At 69.9% G+C, this 21,031-nt stretch carries 15 protein-coding genes; 5 read left to right on the forward strand and 10 right to left on the reverse strand.

The window, feature by feature from the left end:
• Positions 1-131 precede the first annotated feature (131 nt).
• The 8 genes from era to rpoE form a co-directional block, all read right to left on the reverse strand.
• The gene (gene era / locus NKJ47_RS15330) at positions 132-1,037 is read right to left on the reverse strand and encodes a GTPase Era (protein WP_010340598.1); all 906 of its coding nucleotides are present in this window, start codon (positions 1,035-1,037) and stop codon (positions 132-134) included.
• Positions 1,034-1,717, reverse strand: a complete 684-nt coding sequence (rnc, locus tag NKJ47_RS15335) for a ribonuclease III (protein WP_429002443.1) — start codon at positions 1,715-1,717, stop codon at positions 1,034-1,036. The genes era and rnc overlap by 4 nt, the downstream gene beginning before the upstream one ends.
• Entirely contained in the window at positions 1,704-2,081 is a 378-nt protein-coding gene (locus tag NKJ47_RS15340) for a DUF4845 domain-containing protein (RefSeq protein WP_254458697.1), read from the reverse strand. Before NKJ47_RS15340 ends, rnc begins: the two co-directional genes overlap by 14 nt.
• Before the next feature lie 20 nt (positions 2,082-2,101).
• Positions 2,102-2,902, reverse strand: coding sequence for a signal peptidase I (lepB, locus tag NKJ47_RS15345; RefSeq protein ID WP_254458698.1), 801 nt, complete (start codon positions 2,900-2,902; stop codon positions 2,102-2,104).
• Positions 2,903-3,003: 101 nt separating this feature from the next.
• Positions 3,004-4,794, reverse strand: a complete 1,791-nt coding sequence (gene lepA, locus NKJ47_RS15350) for a translation elongation factor 4 (protein WP_254461445.1) — start codon at positions 4,792-4,794, stop codon at positions 3,004-3,006.
• 171 nt (positions 4,795-4,965) lie between these two features.
• Entirely contained in the window at positions 4,966-6,507 is a 1,542-nt protein-coding gene (locus NKJ47_RS15355; protein WP_254458699.1) for a DegQ family serine endoprotease, read from the reverse strand.
• A 100-nt stretch (positions 6,508-6,607) separates the two neighbouring features.
• Positions 6,608-7,567: a sigma-E factor negative regulatory protein gene (locus tag NKJ47_RS15360; protein ID WP_254458700.1), complete on the reverse strand. Its 960-nt coding sequence runs from the start codon at positions 7,565-7,567 to the stop codon at positions 6,608-6,610.
• Positions 7,564-8,184: an RNA polymerase sigma factor RpoE gene (rpoE, locus tag NKJ47_RS15365; RefSeq protein ID WP_010340494.1), complete on the reverse strand. Its 621-nt coding sequence runs from the start codon at positions 8,182-8,184 to the stop codon at positions 7,564-7,566. The genes NKJ47_RS15360 and rpoE overlap by 4 nt, the downstream gene beginning before the upstream one ends.
• A gap of 238 nt (positions 8,185-8,422) precedes the next feature.
• Between rpoE and NKJ47_RS15370 the strand changes: the two genes are divergently transcribed.
• Complete coding sequence (locus NKJ47_RS15370) at positions 8,423-10,486, forward strand: 3-hydroxyacyl-CoA dehydrogenase NAD-binding domain-containing protein (protein WP_254458701.1); 2,064 nt, start codon at positions 8,423-8,425, stop codon at positions 10,484-10,486.
• Positions 10,487-10,731: 245 nt separating this feature from the next.
• Here the strand turns inward: NKJ47_RS15370 and NKJ47_RS15375 are convergent, their stop codons facing one another.
• On the reverse strand, positions 10,732-11,751 hold the full coding sequence (locus tag NKJ47_RS15375) for a cation diffusion facilitator family transporter (RefSeq protein WP_254458702.1): 1,020 nt from the start codon (positions 11,749-11,751) through the stop codon (positions 10,732-10,734).
• Between the two features lie 389 nt (positions 11,752-12,140).
• A complete protein-coding gene (locus NKJ47_RS15380; RefSeq protein ID WP_254458703.1) occupies positions 12,141-13,148 on the reverse strand; it encodes a YeiH family protein in 1,008 nt (335 codons plus the stop codon).
• 103 nt (positions 13,149-13,251) lie between these two features.
• On the opposite strand from NKJ47_RS15380, the gene NKJ47_RS15385 reads away from it, so the two are divergent.
• The 4 genes from NKJ47_RS15385 to galA all read left to right on the forward strand — a co-directional run bounded on the left by NKJ47_RS15385 (position 13,252) and on the right by galA (position 20,918).
• Entirely contained in the window at positions 13,252-14,145 is an 894-nt protein-coding gene (locus NKJ47_RS15385) for a LysR family transcriptional regulator (RefSeq protein WP_254458704.1), read from the forward strand.
• Between the two features lie 326 nt (positions 14,146-14,471).
• Entirely contained in the window at positions 14,472-17,168 is a 2,697-nt protein-coding gene (locus NKJ47_RS15390) for a TonB-dependent receptor (protein WP_254458705.1), read from the forward strand.
• Between the two features lie 16 nt (positions 17,169-17,184).
• On the forward strand, positions 17,185-18,360 hold the full coding sequence (locus NKJ47_RS15395) for a glycoside hydrolase family 53 protein (RefSeq protein WP_254458706.1): 1,176 nt from the start codon (positions 17,185-17,187) through the stop codon (positions 18,358-18,360).
• Positions 18,357-20,918: a beta-galactosidase GalA gene (gene galA / locus NKJ47_RS15400; RefSeq protein WP_254458707.1), complete on the forward strand. Its 2,562-nt coding sequence runs from the start codon at positions 18,357-18,359 to the stop codon at positions 20,916-20,918. Before NKJ47_RS15395 ends, galA begins: the two co-directional genes overlap by 4 nt.
• Positions 20,919-21,031: the final 113 nt, after the last annotated feature.

The raw sequence follows: 21,031 nt of genomic DNA on the forward strand, positions 1-21,031 counted from the left end.
TAGGAGCGGTTTCTGCCGCGACGGGCGTTACCGGGAAAGCCTGGCGTGGCTGAAGCCGCTCCTACACACGCCATGATTGCCTGGGACGCACGGAAATCCGATTCCGGATTCCCGATTCACCATTCCCGGCTTCACTCCCCGTACCCGAACGCCTTCAGCGCCGCTTCGTCGTCGGACCAGCCCTCGCGCACGCGTACCCAGGTCTCCAGGAACACCTTGGCGCCGAACAGGCGCTCCATCTGCTGGCGGGCCTTGGCGCCGATGTCCTTCAGGCGGGTGCCGCCCTTGCCGATCACGATCGCCTTCTGGCCTTCGCGCTCGACCCAGATCACCGCGCCGATGCGCAGCAGCGCGCCGTCCTCGGCGAAGCGCTCGATCTCCACGGTGGTCGCGTACGGCAGTTCCTCGCCGAGCTGGCGCATCAACTGCTCGCGCACCAGCTCGCCGGCCAGGAAGCGCTGGCTGCGGTCGGTGATCTCGTCCTCGCCGAACATCGGCGGCGCTTCCGGCACCAGGGCCAGCAGGTCGCGCACCAGCGCTTCCAGGCCCTTGCGCTTGAGCGCGGAGATCGGATGCACCGCGGCGAAGCTGCGGCCCTCGCTGACCTGCTGCAGGAACGGCAGCAGCGCGGTCTTGTCCTTGAGCCGGTCGACCTTGTTGACCACCAGCACCACCGGGATGCCGGCGTCGCTGAGCACGTTGAACGCCAGCGTGTCCTCCTCATCCCAGCGCCCGGCCTCGATCACCAGCAGGCCGGCGTCCACGCCTTCCAGCGAGCCGCGCGCGGCGCGGTTCATCACCCGGTTCATCGCGCGCTTCTGCTCGCGGTGCAGGCCGGGGGTGTCGACCAGCAGCAACTGGCCGGCCGGGAAGCTGGCGATGCCCAGCAGCCGGTGCCGGGTGGTCTGCGGCCGATTGGAGACGATGCTGACCTTGGCGCCTACCAGGGCGTTGGTCAGGGTGGACTTGCCCACGTTGGGGCGGCCGATCACGGCCACGCTGCCGCTGCGGTAAGGAGGGGTGGCTTGCTCGTTCACTTGCTCGAATCCAGTTGCTCGATGGCGGCGGCGGCGGCCTGCTGCTCGGCCAGGCGCCGCGAGGTGCCCTCGCCCTCGGTGACCAGGGCGGGCTCGGCGAGGACACAGCGTACTCGGAATAGCTTGGCGTGGTCGTCGCCGGTCTCGCTGATCAGTTCGTAGGCCGGCAAGGTGCGCTGCCGGGCCTGCAGCCATTCCTGCAGGCGGGTCTTGGCGTCCTTCTCCGGCTTGCCGACCGGCAGCGCCGCCAGCGCGGCCTCGAACCAGGGCAGGATCGTGGCGCGGCAGGCCTCGAAGCCGGCGTCCAGGTAGATCGCCGCGACCACGGCCTCCACCGCATCGGCCAGGATCGAGTCGCGGCGATGGCCGCCGGACTTCATCTCGCCCGGCCCCAGGGTCAGGCGCTCGCCCAGCTCCAGCTGCCGGCCGATCGCGGCCAGCGAGGCCTCGCGCACCAACTCGGCGCGGGCGCGGGTCAGCGCGCCCTCGTCGGCCTTGGGCCAGCGCTGGTACAGCGCCTCGGCGATCAGCAGGTTGACGATGCCGTCGCCGAGGAATTCCAGGCGTTCGTTGTGCGGGGCGCCGGCGCTGCGATGGGTCAGCGCCTGCGCCAGCAGCTGCGGCTCGGCGAAGCGATGACCGATGCGGTCACCGCGCAGGAAGGTCTTACTGGCCACCACGCGTCGTCAGGTCCTGGGTGGCGTCGAACTTGCCGACCACGTCCAGATTGGCGATCAGCGGACGGCGCACTTCGTAGGCCACGTGCATCTTCACGCCGGTGTCGGTGCGCTCGAAGGTGACGTCGCTCGGCTTCACGTTGTCCGAATTGTTGATGTCCAGGCGCCGGAACAGCGAGGCCTTGACCTGCGCCGGGTCGATCTCGGCGCTGCCGGTTTCCGTCGCCAGACCCTTCATCGCCGAGCGCACGGCATAGAACTCCATGTACATCGGGAACAGCTTCATGCCGATGTAGACGAAGAACCCGACCACCGCCAGCACGATCACGAACGAGGTCAAGGTCATGCCACTTTGCTTGTGCTTCATCGCGCTTCCCCTCACGCAGGTCACTGAATGGTCGTTCCGATCCGCGACGGATCGAAACTGCCGCTGCAGAACCATCCTTCGCAATTGAGCCAGATCAGGAACGCCTTGCCGCGCAGGTTCTCCTCGGGCAGGAAATGGGTCTGGGTCCAGAACCGGCTGTCCTCGCTGTTGTCGCGATTATCGCCCATCACAAAATACTTGCCCGGCGGCACCACCCAGTCGCCCTGGCCGGCCGGGTTGTTGCGGCCCAGCCATTCCAGTTCGGTGTGGGGGTGGCCCGGCAGGTACTCGGTGAGGAGCGTGGCGCCGGTCATTTCCGCGCCCTTGCCCTTGCCCACGTACTCGCCCATGACCTTGTACTTCATCGGCGTGCCGTTGATGTACAGGGTGTCGCCGTGGAAGCCGATGCGGTCGCCCGGCAGGCCGATCACGCGCTTGATCCAGTTCTCGTCCGGCTTGTGCGGCGGCTTGAACACCACCACGTCGCCGCGCTTGGGCTCGCCGACCGGAATGATCTTCTGGTTGGTGATCGGCAGGCGGAAGCCGTAGGCGAACTTGTTGACCAGGATGAAATCGCCGACCAGCAGGTTCGGCATCATCGAGCTGGACGGGATCTTGTACGGCTCGGCGATGAAGCTGCGCAGGATCAGCACCACTGCCAGCACCGGAAAGAACGCCCGCGAGTAGTCCACCAGCACCGGCTCGGCGTCCAGCAATCCGGCCCGGGCGGCGCGGCGCTTGGCGAAGAACAGCTTGTCCAGCAGGGTGATGATGCCGGTGGCGAAAGTCAGCACCACCAGCGCGATTTCAAACCATTTCATTCTTGTTCCTTCGGAATGGGAATCGGGAATGGAGAATGGGGAATCGGGAAGGCAAGAGCATGCGCCCTTTCCATTCCCCATTCCCTATTCACGACTCTCAGCTACTTGTCCATCTGCAGCACAGCCAGGAAGGCTTCCTGCGGAATCTCCACGCGGCCGACCTGCTTCATGCGCTTCTTGCCTTCCTTCTGTTTTTCCAGCAGCTTCTTCTTGCGCGAAACGTCGCCACCATAGCACTTGGCCAGCACGTTCTTGCGCATCGCCTTGACCGTGGTGCGGGCGATGATCTGCGAGCCGATCGCGGCCTGGATCGCCACGTCGAACATCTGCCGCGGGATCAGGTCCTTCATCTTCTCGCACAGTTCGCGGCCGCGGCGGTCGGCGTGGCTGCGGTGGGCGATCAGCGACAGCGCATCGACCTTGTCGCCGTTGATCAGCACGTCCACGCGCACGAACGGGCCGGCGTCGAAGCGCACGAAGTGGTAGTCCAGCGAGGCGTAGCCGCGGCTGACCGACTTGAGCTTGTCGAAGAAGTCCAGCACCACCTCGGCCATCGGCAGCTCGTAGCTGATCTGCACCTGGCTGCCCAGGTAGTTGATGCCGATCTGGCTGCCGCGCTTTTCCTCGCACAGCTTGATGATGTTGCCGATGTATTCCTCGGGGGTGAGGATGTTGGCGCGGATGATCGGCTCGCGGATCTCCTCGACCATGTTCACCGGCGGCAGCTTGGCCGGGTTGTCCATGCTGATGATGCTGCCGTCGGTCTTCAGCACTTCGTAGACCACGGTCGGCGCGGTGCTGATCAGGTCCAGGTTGTACTCGCGCTCCAGCCGCTCCTGCACGATCTCCATGTGCAGCATGCCCAGGAAGCCGCAGCGGAAGCCGAAGCCCATCGCTTCGGAGCTTTCCGGCTCGAAGCGCAGCGCCGCGTCGTTCAGGCGCAGCTTGTCCAGCGCCTCGCGCAGGTTGGTGTAGTCCTCGGCGTCGACCGGGAACAGGCCGGCGAACACGCGCGGCTGCATCTCCTGGAAACCCGGCAGCGGCTTGGCCGCCGGGTCGCCGGCCAGGGTCAGGGTGTCGCCGACCGGCGCGCCGTGCACGTCCTTGATGCTGGCGGTGACCCAGCCGACCTCGCCCGCGCGCAGCGCCGGCAGCACCTTGCGCTTGGGCGTGAACACGCCGACGCTGTCGACCTGGTGGGTGCGGCCGGTGGACATCACCAGCAGCTTGTCGCCGGCCTTGATCTCGCCCTGCATCACCCGCACCAGCGAGACCACGCCCAGGTAGTTGTCGAACCAGGAGTCGATGATCAGCGCCTGCAACTTGTCGGTGTCGCGCGGCACCGGCGGCGGGATGCGCTGCACGATCGCCTCCAGCACGTCGCGCACGTTCAGCCCGGTCTTGGCGCTGACCGCCACCGCGTCGGTGGCGTCGATGCCGATCACCGCCTCGATCTCGGCCTTGGCGCGGTCGATGTCGGCGGTGGGCAGGTCGATCTTGTTCAGCACCGGCACCACTTCCAGGCCCTGCTCCACCGCGGTGTAGCAGTTGGCCACCGACTGCGCTTCCACGCCCTGCGCCGCGTCCACCACCAGCAGCGCGCCCTCGCAGGCGGCCAGCGAGCGGCTGACCTCGTAGGAGAAGTCGACGTGGCCGGGGGTGTCGATGAAGTTCAGGTGGTAGACCTGCCCGTCCTGCGCGGTGTACGGCAGCGACACGGACTGGGCCTTGATGGTGATGCCGCGCTCGCGCTCGATCGGGTTGGAGTCGAGCACCTGCGCCTCCATCTCGCGCGCCTGCAGGCCGCCGCAGAGTTGGATGATGCGATCGGCCAGGGTCGATTTGCCGTGGTCGACGTGGGCGATGATGGAGAAGTTGCGGATGTTCCGCATCGAATCAGAGGACATGAGGTGGGCGGCGGCCAGGACCGTCGTCAGGATAACGGGCCATTATCGCATGGCCGGCGGCCGCTGGTGACGGCCGCCGGTTTCGCCCCCGTCCCTGGCACCGATCCGTCCGGATCGGCGCCAGGGACGGCGCCCGGCCACGGCCGGGCGCACGGATCAGCCGCCGGCGCGCACCGCGACGAAGCTGGTGGCGTCGCGGACGCGGATCAGCAGCATCACCACGTCGCCCTTCTTGTAGGCACCCAGTTGCTGGTTCAGCGCGGCCACGCTGCCGACCGGGGTGCGCCCGACCTGCAGGATCACCATGCCCGGCACCAACTGCGCCTCGCGCGCCGCGCGCCCGGTCACCGCGGTGATGCGCACGCCCTTGCCCGGCTCCACGCCCAGTTGCTGGCGGGTGGCGGCATCCAGGTCGGCCACCTCGATGCCGAGCAGGGCGTTGGCGCCGGTGGCCGGGGCGGCGTTGTCGCCGACCACCGGGCCGGCACTGGCCTGGGTGTCGTCGGCCAGCGCGGTCAACTGCACGGTCAGCTCGCGCGGCTTGCCGTCGCGCAGGATGCCCAGGCGCACCTTGGTGCCAGGCTGCATCGCGCCGATCATCGGCGGCAGGTCGCTGGAGGCGCCGATCTCGGTGCCGTTGACCGTGCGGATCACATCGCCCACTTCCAGCCCGGCCTTGGCCGCCGGGCTGCCCTGGACCAACTGGTTGACCAGGGCGCCGCGGGTATCCGGCAGGCCCAGGCCCTGCGCCTTCAGCGAATCGATGGCGCCGACCATGACCCCGAGCTGGGCGCGGGTGACCTTGCCGGTCTTCTTGATCTGTTCGACCGCGCTCATCGCCAGGTCGATCGGGATCGCGAAGCTGATGCCCATGTAGCCGCCGGAGGCGGAGAAGATCTGCGAGTTGATGCCGACCACCTCGCCGCGGGTGTTGAGCAGCGGGCCGCCGGAGTTGCCCTGGTTGATCGCCACGTCGGTCTGGATGAACGGCACGTAGCGCTGGTCGGCGTAGGGATTGCTGCGACCGGTGGCGCTGACGATGCCGGCGGTGACCGAGTGGTCCAGGCCGAACGGCGAGCCGATCGCCACCACCCACTGGCCGGGCTTGAGCAGGTTGGAGTCGCCGATGCGCACCGTCGGCAGGTTCTTGCCGTCGATCTTCAGCAGCGCCACGTCGTACTGCTGGTCGCTGCCGACCACCTTGGCGGTGAATTCGCGGCGGTCGGTGAGCTTGACCTTGACCTCGCTGGCGCCGTCGACCACGTGGTGGTTGGTCAGCACGTAGCCGTCGGGCGAGATGATGAAGCCCGAGCCCATCGAGCGACCGGCCGGCGCGCCATCGTCGTCGTCCGGCCCGCGGCCGCCGCGCGGCTGCCCGGGCATGCCCGGCATGCCGTCCGGGCCGAAGAAGCGCCGGAAGAACTCGGGGATCTGGTCGTCGTCGGGCATGCCGCCGCCGGAGCGCGCGGCCGCGGCACGACGGCTGATGATGGTCTCGACGTTGACCACGCCCGGGCCGACCTGCTCGACCAGCCGGGTGAAATCGGGAAGGTTGCCGACCAACTGCGGCGCCGGCGCGGACTGCGCGGCCGGCGGCGTGGCGCTGGCGGCGCTGGGGCTGGGCTGCTGCGCACAGGCGACCAGCGGCACGGTCAGCGCCAGCAGGCCCAGCAAATGGTGGCGGATACGGTGAGTCATCGGACGCGAGCCTCCGGTTCGGGAAGGGGAACAACGAGGGGACGAAGCAACGGGGACCACGCGCCGGAGGAGACGCACCGCCTCCGGCCGGCGCGTGGGGTCAAGGCTGCTGTTGCGGCGGCGGGTTGGCCGCGGCGTCGGCAGGCAGCCGGGGTTCGAACGGATAGAACGCCGCCGGGTCCGCGCCGCTGTACGGGAAGCTGGCGGTGAATGCGCTGTCGGCGGCGGCCGCCGGCAGCGTCGAGCGCGGCCACGGCCGGGCCTGCAACGGCGTTGCCGGATGTCCGAACGGATCGCTGGCGCGTTGCGCGACCAGCGTCGGCGCGGCGACCGGCGCCAAGAACGGAGCCTGCGCCGGCGCCTGGGCTTGCGGCCTGGCCGGTGCCGCCGCGGCGTAGGCGCGCTCGGACGGCGCGCTGCGGGGACGCGCGGCTTGCTCGCTGCGCGCGGCCTCGCGGCGCGCCGCCGCTTCCTGGCGACGGTTGGCGGCGATCGCCACCGCCGGCGCCGCAGCGACGGCCGCCGCGAGGTCACCCTGCGGATCGGCCGGTGCCGGTGCCGGCATCTGGCCCTGCGGCGTGGCGGCAGCGGGCGTCGGGGTCGGCGTGGTGGCATCGGCGACCTGTGCCGGCGGCAGCGCCTCGGGGGTCTGCGGCAGGCGCTGGGTCACGAACAGGGCCAGCAAGGCGACCGAGGCGGCCAGGGCCGCACTGCCGCCCCAACGCCAGGTCCGGCGCTTGCCGGCCGCGCTGGTAGCCTCGGCACGCGCGGCGTGCTGCGCTTCGGCGGCTACCGCCTGGCGCACGCGCGCACTGAAATCGGTGGGCGCCGGCACGCTGACGCGGCCGCGCAGGATGTCGCCGCACAGCTGCCAGCGCTCGTGGCAGCCGGACAGTTCCTCGTCGTGTTGCAGCCGGCGCAGCACGAAACGCGCTTCGTCGGCCGGCAGTTCGCCGTCGATCAAGGCGGACAGTTGCTGCCGGTAGTGCAGCTCGAACTTGTCCGGCGCTACGCTGCCGGGGGCCGGCGCGGGCTTGGGAAAGGGCGTGCTATCGGTCATACGCGGTGTCGCTCACGGGTGGCGCTGTCGGTATCCAGCAGGGGACGGAGTTCGGCGTCGATGGCCTCGCGGGCGCGGAAGATCCGCGACCGCACGGTGCCGATCGGGCAGCCCATCTTCTGCGCGATGTCCTCGTAGCTCATGCCCTCCACCTCGCGCAGGGTGATGGCGGTGCGCAATTCCTCCGGCAAGGCGTCGACCGCCTTCATCACCGTGCGTTCCAGCTCCTGGCGCATCAGCTCGCGCTCGGGCGTATCGGTGTCGCGCAGCCGGGTGCCGCTGTCGAACTGCTCGGCATCGAGCACGTCGACGTCGTCGGTGGGCGGCCTGCGGTTGTGCGCGACCAGGTAATTCTTGGCGGTATTCACGGCGATCCGGTGCAACCATGTGGAGAACTGGGCGTCGCCGCGGAAACTCCCTATCGCGCGGTAGGCGCGGATAAAGGTGTCCTGGGCCACGTCCTGACATTCGCTCCAGTCGGCGATGTAGCGCCCGATCAAGCCGACGATCCGATGCTGGTACTTGCGCACCAGCACATCGAACGCCGCGCTCTCGCCGCGCTGCACACGCCGGACCAGTTCCAGGTCCAGCTCCTGAGGTGTTTCGACATCGGCCATAGCGGGCCGCACTCCTGTCAGCCCAACCTACGTCGGACCCTCTGACCGCCAATTCGGAAAAAAGTTCAGCGTCCCTCAGCGGATCGCCGCCCCACGACGTTAACCGGCGTTCCGTTAGGCTGGCGCAAGGCCAGCGGTCACGGGACCCGCCTCAATTCCCTGCATTGGGATTTGACGCGACGGAAACAACCTCTGGATGATAACGATCTTCTCCATACACAAGCGGATGGTCCTCCCCATGCTTTCAGGCTTCGACGGGCTCCGATTCAGTCACTGGCAAGCGGACTTCCGCGGCGACGGCATCGTCGTGCTCAGCCTCGACCGCCAGGACGCGCCCGTCAACGCGCTGTCGCAGGACGTGCTGCTGGAGCTGGGCGACCTGCTCGAGCGCATCGCCATCGATCCGCCCAAAGGCGTGGTGATCCGCTCAGCCAAGGACAACGGCTTCATCGCCGGCGCCGACCTCAAGGAGTTCCAGGAGTTCGACCGCCGCGGCACCGTCAACGACGCCATCCGCCGCGGCCAGGCCACCTTCCAGAAACTGGCCGAGCTGCCCTGCCCCACGGTCGCGGCGATCCACGGCTTCTGCATGGGCGGCGGCACCGAGATCGCCCTGGCCTGCCGCTACCGCGTCGCCTCCAGCGATGCGGCCACCCGCATCGGCCTGCCCGAGACCAAGCTCGGCATCTTCCCCGGCTGGGGCGGCAGCGCGCGCCTGCCGCGGCTGATCGGCGCGCCGGCGGCGATGGACCTGATGCTGACCGGCCGCACCGTGTCGGCGTCGGCGGCACGCGCGATGGGGCTGGTCGACAAGGTCGCCGCCCCGGCCGTGCTCACCGATACCGCGGTGGCGCTGGCGCTGTCCGGCAGCGCCCGCCCCTTCAAGCAGCGCGCCACCGCCTGGGCCACCAATACCTGGCCGGCGCGCAAGCTGCTGGCGCCGCAGATGCGCAAGCAGGTGGCGCGCAAGGCGCGCAAGGAGCACTACCCGGCGCCCTACGCCCTGATCGGGGTATGGGAGCGCAGCGGCGGCGGCGGCATCCAGGCGCGCCTGGACGCCGAGCGCAAGGCGGTGGTCAAGCTGGCCAGCACGCCGACCGCGCGCAACCTGATCCGCATCTTCTTCCTCACCGAGCGGCTCAAGGCGCTGGGCGGCAAGGACCACGGCATCCGCCACGTGCACGTGGTCGGCGCCGGGGTGATGGGCGGCGACATCGCCGCCTGGTCGGCCTACAAGGGCTTCGAGGTGACCCTGCAGGATCGCGAGCAGCGCTTCATCGACGGTGCGCTGAGCCGCGCCGGCGAGCTGTTCGCCAAGCGGGTCAAGGACGACAGCAAGCGCCCGGCGGTGGCGGCGCGGCTGAAGGGCGACCTGGCCGGCGACGGCGTGCCGACCGCCGACCTGGTGATCGAGGCGGTCATCGAGAACCCGCAGGCCAAGCGCGAGCTGTACCAGGCGCTGGAGCCGCGCATGCAGCCGACCGCGCTGCTCAGCACCAACACCTCCTCGATCCCGCTGACCGAGCTGCGCGAGCACATCCAGCGCCCGGCGCAGTTCGGCGGCCTGCACTACTTCAACCCGGTGGCGCAGATGCCGCTGGTGGAAATCGTCTGCCACGACGGCCTGGCGCCGGAGAACCAGAAGCGCCTGGCCGCCTTCTGCAAGGCGATCGACAAGCTGCCGGTACCGGTCGCCGGCACGCCCGGCTTCCTGGTCAACCGCGTACTGTTCCCGTACATGCTGGAAGCGGCGACCGCCTATGCCGAAGGCATTCCCGGCCCGGCGATCGACAAGGCCGCGGTCAAGTTCGGCATGCCGATGGGCCCGATCGAACTGATCGACACGGTGGGCCTGGACGTGGCCGCCGGCGTCGGCGCCGAGTTGGCGCCGTTCCTGGGCCTGCCGATCCCCGCGGCGCTGCAGACGGTGGAGCCGGGCAAGCGCGGCAAGAAGGACGGCCAAGGCCTGTACGCCTGGGAGAACGGCCGCGCCAAGAAGCCGGAGCTGCCGAAGGACTACCACGCCCCGGACGACCTGGAAGACCGCCTGATCCTGCCGCTGCTCAACGAGGCGGTGGCCTGCCTGCACGAAGGCGTGGTCGCCGATGCCGACCTGCTCGATGCCGGCGTGATCTTCGGTACCGGCTTCGCCCCGTTCCGCGGCGGCCCGATCCAGCACATCCGCGCTGCCGGCGCCGACGTGCTGCTGGCGCGCCTGCGCGCCCTGCAGGCGCGCTACGGCGAGCGCTTCGCGCCGCGCCCGGGCTGGGATGCGCCGGCATTGCGCGAACCGGTGGTCTGAGCGTCGCACCGGCGTCCCGTAGGAGCGGCTTCAGCCGCGACAGGCGTTCCAGGGAACGCCCGTCGCGGCTGAAGCCGCTCCTACGCCACCCACGCATGCGCCTGACCTGGCAACCCGCCAGGCGTACAGACCAGAAGATCTTGTAGCAGCGGTATCAACCGCGACCGGCATTCCCGCCAAACCCTGGCAGCCACTCCCGAACAGGGCGCCGTGCCCGCACGGGCATCATCCCGCGGCGGTACGGCTTACGGATGCGAATGCCCATGCGCATGGCCATGCCGATGCGGGGGATGGCCGTGATCGTGCCCGTGGTGCGCGTCGTGGCCAGGCTCGCCATGATGATCGTGACCACCGCCCTCGCCCGCCGCAGCCGGCGTGCCGCACGGCGTGGCGCCGCAATGGCCGGCTTCCATCTGCAGGGTGATGTGGTCGATGCCGAAGCGCCCATGCAGCCCGTCGCACAGCACCGCGCGCAGCGCGTCGGCGTCGCCGCCGTCGACCACCACCACGTGCGCGGTCAGCGCCGGGGTGCTGGAGGCCAGCGCCCACACGTGCAGGTCGTGCACGCTGGCCACGCCGGGCGCCGCCTGCAGATACCCCCGCACCGCATCCAGGTCCACGCCCTTGGGCACGCCTTCCAGCAGCACGTTGACCGCCTCGCGCAGCAGCACCCAGGTCCGCGGCAGCACCCACAGGCCGATCAACACCGCCAGGATCGGATCGATCAGCTTCCAACCGGTGAGGCGGATCACCAGTGCGCCGACGATCACCGCGACCGAGCCCAGCATGTCGCTCCATACTTCCAGGTAGGCGCCCTTCATGTTGAGGCTCTCGCCGCTGCCGGCCTTGAGCAGGCGCATCGAGATCAGATTGATCAGCAGGCCGAACGCGGCGATGCCGAGCATGCCGACGGTGGCGATCTCCTGCGGCTGGCGGAAACGCTGCACCGCCTCCCACAGAATGTAGCCGGCGACCACGAACAGCAGCGCGCCGTTGACCAGCGCACCCAGCGCTTCCAGCCGGGCGTAGCCGTAGCTGCGCTTGGCGTCGGGCGGGCGCCGGCTCAGCCGCACCGCGATCAGCGCGATCATCAGCGCCAGCGTGTCGGTGGCCATGTGCGCGGCATCGGACAGCAGCGCCAGGCTGTTGGTCACGAACGCGCCGGCCACCTCCACCACCAGGAACAGCGCGGTGAGGCCGAGCGCCCACCACAGGGGTTGCTCGTGGCGGATCTCGGTAGGGGCGTGGCTGTGATCGTGTCCCATGGGGCAACCGGGCGGCGATGCGGAGGAAGATGGCCGCTACCTTAGGCCGCCGCCAGCGCGGAGACTATTACACCGTGCGTCGGCGGCACCGCGCGCCATTGCAGGCGACCTGTCGCCCATGGGCGCAGAAGGCGCACCGGGGAGATGCAGGGACGTACGCTCGCGCCGACGCTCGCCAGGAGCGAACCCGACTCCACCGAGGATAGCGCGCGGGAAACATCACCGCGAACGCACCGTTGCCGTGCGGGTCCCGGCACTGCTGCACCGCCCTCTGCATGACAGGTGTCGCCATGCTCCACGGCGCTTGGTGAGCGCATGATCGAACGCGGGTGCAGGCGATGCGAAATGCCCACTCGCCTGATCGCAGGCATGCACGGCAGCGCCCGCGCCTACGGCAACCAGCGCAGCAGCAGCACGCTGAGGCTGCCCAGCGCCAGCAGCGACAGCGTCCCGGCGGCCAGCACGCGACCACCGGATGCGAGCACCGTGCGCAGGTTCACCGACAGGCCCAGCGCGGCCATCGCCACCAGGGTGAACAGCAGCGACAGCGCCTGCGCCGCCTCGATGGCCGGCGCCGGCAGCGCGCCCAGCGCACGCAGGCCCATCATGCCGACGAAGCCGAACACGAACCACGGCACCAGCGCGTGCGCCGGGCGCCGCGGCGCCGGCGAGCCGCCGCGGAGCAGGCCCAGCAGCAGCATCACCGGCCCCAGCATCAGCACCCGCATCAACTTGACCAGTGCGCCCACCTGCGCGCTCACCGCGCCCACCGGCACGGTCGCCGCCAGCACCTGCGGCACGGCGTACACGGTCATGCCGGCGAGGATGCCGTAGTGGCGCTGGTCCAGGCCCAGCACGGGCACCGCCAACGGCAGCAGCAACACCACCAGCACGCCCAGGGCGGCGGTGAACGCGATCGAGGCGGCGACGTCGTCGGAGTCGGCCTCGATCACCGGCGCCGCGGCGACGATCGCCGAATTGCCGCAGATCGCGTTGCCGCAGGCGACCAGGGTGGCCAGCCGCGACGGCAGCCCCAGCGCGCGGCCGATGCCGTAGCCGAGCGCGATCGCCAGCAGCACCACCACGGCGATGGCGCCCAGCAACACGCCCCCTGCCGCGCCGATGGCGCCGAGGCCGACCGAGGCGCCGAGCAGCACGATCGCCAGTTCCAGCGGCAGCTTGGCGGCAAAGGCGATGCCCGCGTGGGTGGACGGCGGCAGCCGCCAGGCCGTGCGCAACAGGGTGCCGAGCACGATCGCGAACACCAGCGCGTCGATCCAGCGCCGGCCCAGCCACTGCAGTTGCGCGCGTTCGGCCAGCCAGGCCAACGCCGCCACCCCGAGGGCCAGGGCCAGCCCGGGCAGCAAGGCCGACGGTCTCTGCAACTGCGTACGCATGGGAGCGATCCGGATCGAAGTGGCGGCAGGGTGCGCCCGCGAACCGTTTCGATCCATCGCATAATTGCGCACACTTCATTCGCCTCATCCGAATGGTTTCCCCATGACGCTGGAACAACTCGCACTGTTCGTGGCGGTGGCCGAGCGCCAGCACCTGACCCTGGGCGCGCAGGCCGCGCACCGCACGCCCTCGGCCGCCAGCGCCGCGATCAAGGCACTGGAACGCCAGTACGGGGTGGCGCTGTTCGACCGGGTCGGCCGCGGCCTGGCGCTGACCGCGGCCGGCGCGGCGTTCTGCGAGGACGCCAAGGCGATCCTGGCGCGCAGTCGCGCCGCCGAACTGGCGCTGAGCGAATGGCGCGGCGTGCTGCGCGGCACCCTCGACCTGCATGCCAGCCAGACCGTGGCCAGCTACTGGTTGCCGACCCGGCTGATGGCGTTCCATGCGCGCTATCCGCAGATCGAGATCCGCCTGAGCGTGGGCAACACCGACAGCGTGGCGCGCGCGGTGCGCGCGGGACGCGCCGAACTGGGCTTCGTCGAGGGCCGGGTGCAGGCCGCGGAGCTGCTGAGTTCGCCGCTGGACCACGACCGGCTGAGCGTGGTGGCCGCACCGGGCCACCCGCTGGCCGGACGCCGCCGCCCCGGGCTGGCGCGGCTGGTCGCCGACAGCACCTGGATCATGCGCGAACCCGGCTCGGGCACGCGCTCGGCGTTCGAGGCGGCGTTGCGCGCCGCCGGCATCGCCCCCGAGCGCCTGCGCGTGGCCCTGTCCCTGCCCTCCAACGAAGCGGTGCTGTCGGCGGTGCAGGCCGGGCCCAGCCTGGCGGCGATCTCGCAGCTGGCCGCGGCGCCGTGGCTGGAGAGCGGCCGGCTGCAGCGCCTCGCCGTGACGCTGGGCGAACGCAGCTTCCATGCGCTGCGCCACCGCGAACGCAGCCTGGGCGCGGCGGCGGTCGCCCTGCTCGGCTTGCAGGCCCCATCCGCGGCGGCCTGAACGCCGGGCGTGCCGGCACGCGGCGCCGCGCGCGACATCCATTCCAAAACAAGATAGCCCTCGGCAAATGCTTCATTGGAATGGAATGCCTGGCGCTTCTATCCTCGCTCCCGGTCTCTCGCGCGCCAAGGCAGCGGAAGGGGATGTCCACGGCGCCGCCGCCGGACATGCCACGCACGCCCGGCCGCGCCGCCAGATACGTCATCGAGGACAACGATCGGGACAGCCTGCAGACATGGTTGGCGCCCCGCCGCTGTTCCCAGGGCCGGACTGTTCCGGCCCACGCCAATTTGCTCGGTCACTTTTTGTCCTGGGAGGGAACAAAAATGCCTTTGGAACAGTCCCGTCGCCTGGTCGGCGGGCGTGCGCATCGCCCTGCCGCCCGCACCCTGCTGGGCGCGGCCATCGTCCTGGCCCTGTCCGGCAGCTTCGCCGCGCATGCGCAGAGCGCCACCGCCGATCCGGCGGCCACGGCCACGCCCCCCACCACGCCCGAGGCCAAGAACGGCCAGCAACCGGTCACCCTGGACAACGTGATGGTGGTCGGCCAGCGCGCCAGCCTGGAACAGGCGGTGCAGGCCAAGCAACTCGACGACCACGTGGTCGAGGTGATCTCCGCCGACAACATGGGGCAGATGCCCAACGTCACCGTGGCCGAGGCGCTGGTGCGCCTGCCCGGCGTCAACGGCACCCGCGACCGTGGCAACGAAAGCCTGGCCACGGTGCGCGGCCTCGGCCCGCGCATGACCATGGGCACGGTCAACGGCCGCGAGATCGCCTCCTCCGAACCCAACCGCGCGGTGCGCTGGGAGGTGTTCCCCACCGAGATCGTCTCCACCGTCAAGGTCTACAAGACCCCGTCGGCGGACCTGATCGCCGGCGGCATCGCCGCCACCGTGGACATCTCCACCATCAACCCGCTCGACCACACCGGCCCGACCTTCGTCGCCACCGCCGGCCCGGTCTACTACGACGAGGCCAAGGACGCGCGCGACTATTCGCCGTGGGGCCAGCGCCTGGGCGCGAGCTGGATCCACCGCATCAACGACAACCTGGCGGTCGCGCTCGGCGCCACCTACCAGAAGCAGAAGAACGCCGGCGTCTCGATCGGCACCTGGGGCTACACCGACGCCAGCAACGCGCGCGACGTCGATGGCGACGGCAAGGTCGACTACACCCCGTGGGGCGCGGCCGACCAGCTCAAGCTGACCGAGCAGACCCGCACCGGCGCCATGGGCACCGTGCAGTGGCGCTCGGGCAACCTGGAACTCAAGCTCGACGGCCTGTACTCGCGCATCCGCATCGACGAGGACCAGCGCCAGAACTGGTTCAACAACCTCGGCTACAGCATCTACTCGGCCAGCAATCCGTACACCACGCCCGGCTCGTCCTACACCATCGTCGACGGCGACGTGGTCGCCGGCACCCTGGCCAATTCCAACCTGCAGGTGGACCACGTCGTCGCCCGCTACGACGAGGTCAAGACGCTGGCGGCCGGCGGCCTCAACGCCAAGTGGCGCGGCGACGTGTGGACGCTGGGCGGCGACCTGTCGTTCTCGCAGGCCAAGCGCGACAACGACTGGCGCGCGGTGCGCTTCGGCAGCAACCCGGACACGGTCTCGTTCGACTTCCGCCACGGCGTCCCCCCCACCATCAGCACCAGCTCCGACGCGCCGGAATGGGGCATCAGCGGCCAGACCGAACCGCAGGCGCTGCGCGACCGCATCGCCGCCTTGGCGCTGAGCGCCAGCCGCGCGATCGAGGATTCGCCGGTCACCGCGCTGGAGTTCGGCGCGCGCGTCGCGCGCCGCGAGAAGCAGAACCGCCACTTCACCAGCTCCCAGTCCGGCTACGGCCAGCCGATCTCCGCCTACCAGGACCTGATCTACCCGGAGACGATGCCGGATCTGAACGTGCCGCCCCTGACCGGCGGCGACCTGGACGCGATCGCCAGGCTCGGCTTCGGCGGCTTCGATCCCAGCCTGGCCGTCGAACAGCGCCTGGACCACTGGAACGTCGAGGAGAACGTGCGCGAGGCCTTCGCCAAGGCGGTGTTCAGTTCGCAGTGGTTCGGCGTGGACGTCACCGGCAACGCCGGCGTGCGCGTGGTCCACACCGATACCGACAGCCACGGCTACGACACCGTCGGCGGCGTGCTGCAGCCGAGCAGCGCCGGCAAGACCTACACCGACGTGCTGCCCAGCGCCACGGTCAACTTCCTGATCGATCCAGAGCGCATTCTGCGCGTGTCGGTAGCCAAGGTGATGGCGCGGCCGCCGCTGGACGAACTGCGCACCGGGCGCGCGCTCGACGATCCCAACACCACCGTCGGCCAGCTCACCGGCAGCGGCGGCAACCCGCAGCTCAACCCGTTCCGCGCCACCCAGCTCGACCTGTCCTACGAGTGGTACTTCCACAAGGAGGCGCTGGCGGCGCTGGCGCTGTACCGCAAGTGGGTGGATTCGAGCATCGGCTACAAGACCCAGCACGAGACCATCGACGGCCGCGACTACCTGATCAGCGGCCCGTTCAACGGTGGCGGCGGCTACATCAACGGTGCCGAGCTGACTTTCCAGACGCCGTTCTTCTTCATCCCGCACCTGGAGAACTTCGGCATCTACTCCAACTACTCGTACGTGGAATCCAACCTGCACGAGTTCTCGCCGGCGGACAATCCGCTGCCGCTCAGCGGCCTGGCGCGCAACACCGGCACGCTGGACCTCTGGTACAACAACGGCAGCTTCGAAGCGCGGATCGGCTACAAGTACCACAGCCCCTACACCGTGGTGTACGGCTGGAACGCGGCGCGGCTGGCGCGGCTGGAGAGCGAAGGCACGGTGGACCTGAGCCTGGCCTGGCGCTACAGCGAACACCTGGGCTTCAAGTTCCAGGTCGGCAACCTGACCAACGAGCCGCTGCGCGCGTACAGCGACAACAAGCGCAATCGCCTGGCCAACCAGGACGACGGCGGCTACCAGTTGTTCGGCCGCCGCTTCGCCCTGGAAGCGACCTACACGTTCTGAGTCGGTGGAGACCCGCATGCGATCCAGACGCACCTGGCTGCCGGCGCTCGCGCTGGCCCTCGCCGCCGCCCTCGCCACGCCCATGGCCGGCGCCGGCACGCTGTACCTCGGCGCCGACCTGTCCTACGTCAACGAGATGGAGGATTGCGGCGTGCAGTACCGCGAACACGGCACGGTGCGCGACCCGTTCGAACTGTTCCACGCGCACGGCGCCAACCTGGTGCGCGTGCGCCTGTGGAACGATGCGCGCTGGACCCGCTACAGCGACCTGAGCGACGTCAAGAAGACCATCCGCCGCGCGCGCGCGCAGGGCATGCAGGTGCTGCTGGACTTCCACTACTCCGACGACTGGGCCGACGGCGACAAGCAACTGATCCCCAAGGCCTGGGCCAGCATCACCGACCAGGACGAACTGGCGCGCACGCTGTACGGCTTCACCTACGACACGCTGAGCGCGCTGGACCGCGCCGGGCTGATGCCGGAACTGGTGCAGGTGGGCAACGAGAGCAATTCCGACCTGATGGACAGCCAGCCCTGGGACAAGCGCCGGCCGATCGACTGGCGCCGCAACGCCAAGCTGTTCAACGCCGGCATCCAGGCGGTGCGCGACGCCGGCGCACGCTCGTCGATCAAGCCGAAGGTGATGCTGCACATCGCCCAGCCGGAGAACGTGGAGCCGTGGTTCGCCGCCGCGGCCAAGGCCGGCGTGCGCGACTTCGACTTCATCGGCATCAGCTACTACCGCAAGTGGTCGCGCGAGACCATGGACCAGCTCGGCGCCACCATCAAGCGCCTGCGCCAGCACTACCCGGCCGAGGTGACGGTGGTGGAGACCGCCTACCCGTGGACGCTGGAAAGCGGCGACCCCTCGCCCAACCTGCTCGGCGCCGATTCGCTGATTCCGGGCTACCCGGCCACGCCGCAGGGCCAGTTGAAATATCTGGTGGACCTCACCCAACTGGTGGTCGACAACGGCGGCAGCGGCGTCGTGTACTGGGAACCGGCCTGGACCAGCAACACCTGCAAGACCCGCTGGGGCGTCGGCTCCTCATGGGAGAACGCCAGCTTCTTCGATTTCCGCCACGGCAACGAACTGCTGCCCGGCATCGGCTTCATGCAGCACGCCTACAGGCCGGCCCCGGCTACGGCCGCGGGCACCTCTGCCGCGCCCGCGCAGGACCCGCGGCCATGATCGAACTGAGCCGACGCGACCTGCTGCGCTCGCTGGTCGCCGGCGGCGTGCAGGTGGCGGTACCCGGTGCCGCTGCGGCCCTGGCGCCGGCCGCGCCCGCGGCTGCGCCTGCCAGCGACAACGCCATGCCGCCACTGCCGCTGGACCTGGACGACGACGCACCGCGCCAGCGCCTGCTGTGCGATGGCGGCTGGCGTTTCCACCTCGGCCACGCCGACGACCCGGCGCGCGACTTCCATTTCGGCACCTTCCAGCGCACCTACGCCAAGGCCGGCAAGGACACCGCCGACGCCGCCCTGCTCGCCTTCGACGACAGCGACTGGGAGCGCATCGACCTGCCGCACGACTGGGCGGTGGCGCTGCCGCCGCGCCAGGACCCGACCTCCACCCTGGTCAACGGCGAAGACCCGGCCGCCGCGCACGGCTACACGCCGCTGGGCCGCACCGATCCGCAGACCAGCATCGGCTGGTACCGGCGCGTGCTGGAGATCCCGGCCGAGGACCTGGGCAAGCGGATCAGCCTGGAATTCGACGGCGTGTTCCGCGACTGCCTGGTGTTCTGCAACGGCCACATCGTCGGCCGCAACGGCAGCGGCTACTGCGGCTTCGAGGTCGACCTCAGCGACGTACTCGACTACGGCGCCAGGAACATCATCGCGGTGCGCGTGGACGCCACGCTCGGCGAAGGCTGGTTCTACGAAGGCGCCGGCATCTACCGCCACGTCTGGCTGCGCACCACCGACGCGCTGCACGTGCCGATGGACGGCGTCTACGTGCGCAGCGTCTGGGACGGCGGCGACGCGCAGGCGCTGGTGGAGACCGAACTCGGCAACAGCGGCGCCGAACCGCGCCAATGCAGCGTGGTGTCGGTGATCCGCGCGCCGGACGGGCGCATCGTCGCCCAGGCCAGCTCCGCACCGGTCACGGTCGAAGCGGGCGTGGTGCAGCGTGTGCAGCAGACCCTGGACCTGGGCACGCCGCTGCCGTGGTCGCCAGAGAACCCGCAGCGCTACACACTGTCCACGCGCGTGCTCGGCGATGGCCGCACCTGCGACGCGACCACCACGCACTTCGGCGTGCGCCGCCTGCAGTTCGACCCGCAGCGCGGCCTGCTGCTCAACGGTGCGGCCTACAAGCTGCACGGCACCAACAACCACCAGGACCATGCCGGCGTCGGCACCGCCATTCCCGACCGCCTGCACGAATGGCGCCTGCGCCAGCTCAAGTCGATGGGCTGCAACGCCTACCGCAGCGCGCACAACCCGGCCTCGCCGGCAGTGCTGGAGCTGTGCGACCGGCTGGGCCTGCTGCTGATCGACGAGAGCCGGCGCATGTCCTCCGACGACGAGGCCATGGCCGAACTGACGTCGATGGTGCGGCGCGGCCGCAACCATCCCTGCGTGATGCTGTGGTCGCTGGGCAACGAGGAGCCGCAGATGGTCACCGCGCGCGGCGCGCGCATCGTTGCGCGCATGCAGCGCCTGGTCCGACGCCTGGACCCGACCCGCCCCACCACCTTCGCCATGGACAAGGGTTTCGACGACGGCGTCGGCCAGGTCGTGGACGTGGTCGGCTTCAACTACCGCACCACGCAGATGGACGCCTTCCATGCGCGCCATCCGCAGATCCCGGTCTACGGCAGCGAGACCGGCAGCACCGTCGGCGTGCGCGGCAACTACCGCACCGACGACGTGCGCGGCTACGCCCGCGCCTACGACCTCGACTACCCGTGGTGGGCGAGCAGCGCCGAGGCCTGGTGGAGCTATGTCGCGCAGCGCCCGTACATCGCCGGCGGCTTCGTCTGGACCGGCTTCGACTACCGCGGCGAGCCGACCCCGTACAACCGCTGGCCGAACGTGGCCTCGCAGTTCGGCATCCTCGACAGTTGCGGCTTCCCCAAGGACAACTACTGGTACTACCGGGCGCAATGGACCCGCGAACCGTTGCTGCACCTGTTCCCGCACTGGAACTGGGACGGCCTGCTGGAGGCGCGCGACAACGGCATGATCGACGTGTGGTGCCACAGCAACCTGGACGCGGTGGAACTGCTGGTCAACGGCGTCAGCCAGGGCCTGCAGCAGGTGCCGGCCTACGGCCACGTCGAGTGGCGCGTGCGCTACGCGCCCGGCCACATCGAAGCGCGCGGCTACCGCGGCGGCAAGCAGGTGCTGACGCAACGCCGCGAGACCGTCGGCGCCCCGGCCGCGGTACGCCTGCGCTGCGACCGCCCCACCCTGTTGGCCGATGCGGAGGACGTGGCCGTGGTCGCGGTGGAGATCGTCGACGCGCAGGGCCGCGTCGTCCCCACCGCCAGCGACACCGTGCACTTCGCCGTCCGCGGCCCCGGCCGCCTGATCGGCGTCGGCAACGGCGACCCGTCCAGCCACGAACGCGACAAGGCCGACCAGCGCCGTGCCTTCAACAGCCTGTGCATGGCGCTGCTGCAGACCACGCGCGCGGCGGGGACGCTGACGTTGGAGGCCACAGCGCCCGGGTTGGCACCGGCGCGGCTGGCGCTGCCGGTGGAACGCGCGCGGTCGCGGCCGTTCGTGGCGTAAGCGTAGATGTGCCAGCGACGCGTCAGTCCTGAGGTCGAGGCTGATGCCAGGCGGTCCGAACAGCAACAGCCTCCTCCGATCCCAGCCTCCCCCATCTGGCATCCGTAAGCGAT

Source organism: Xanthomonas sacchari (assembly GCF_024266585.1).
In the GTDB taxonomy this organism is placed as follows: domain Bacteria; phylum Pseudomonadota; class Gammaproteobacteria; order Xanthomonadales; family Xanthomonadaceae; genus Xanthomonas_A; species Xanthomonas_A sacchari_C.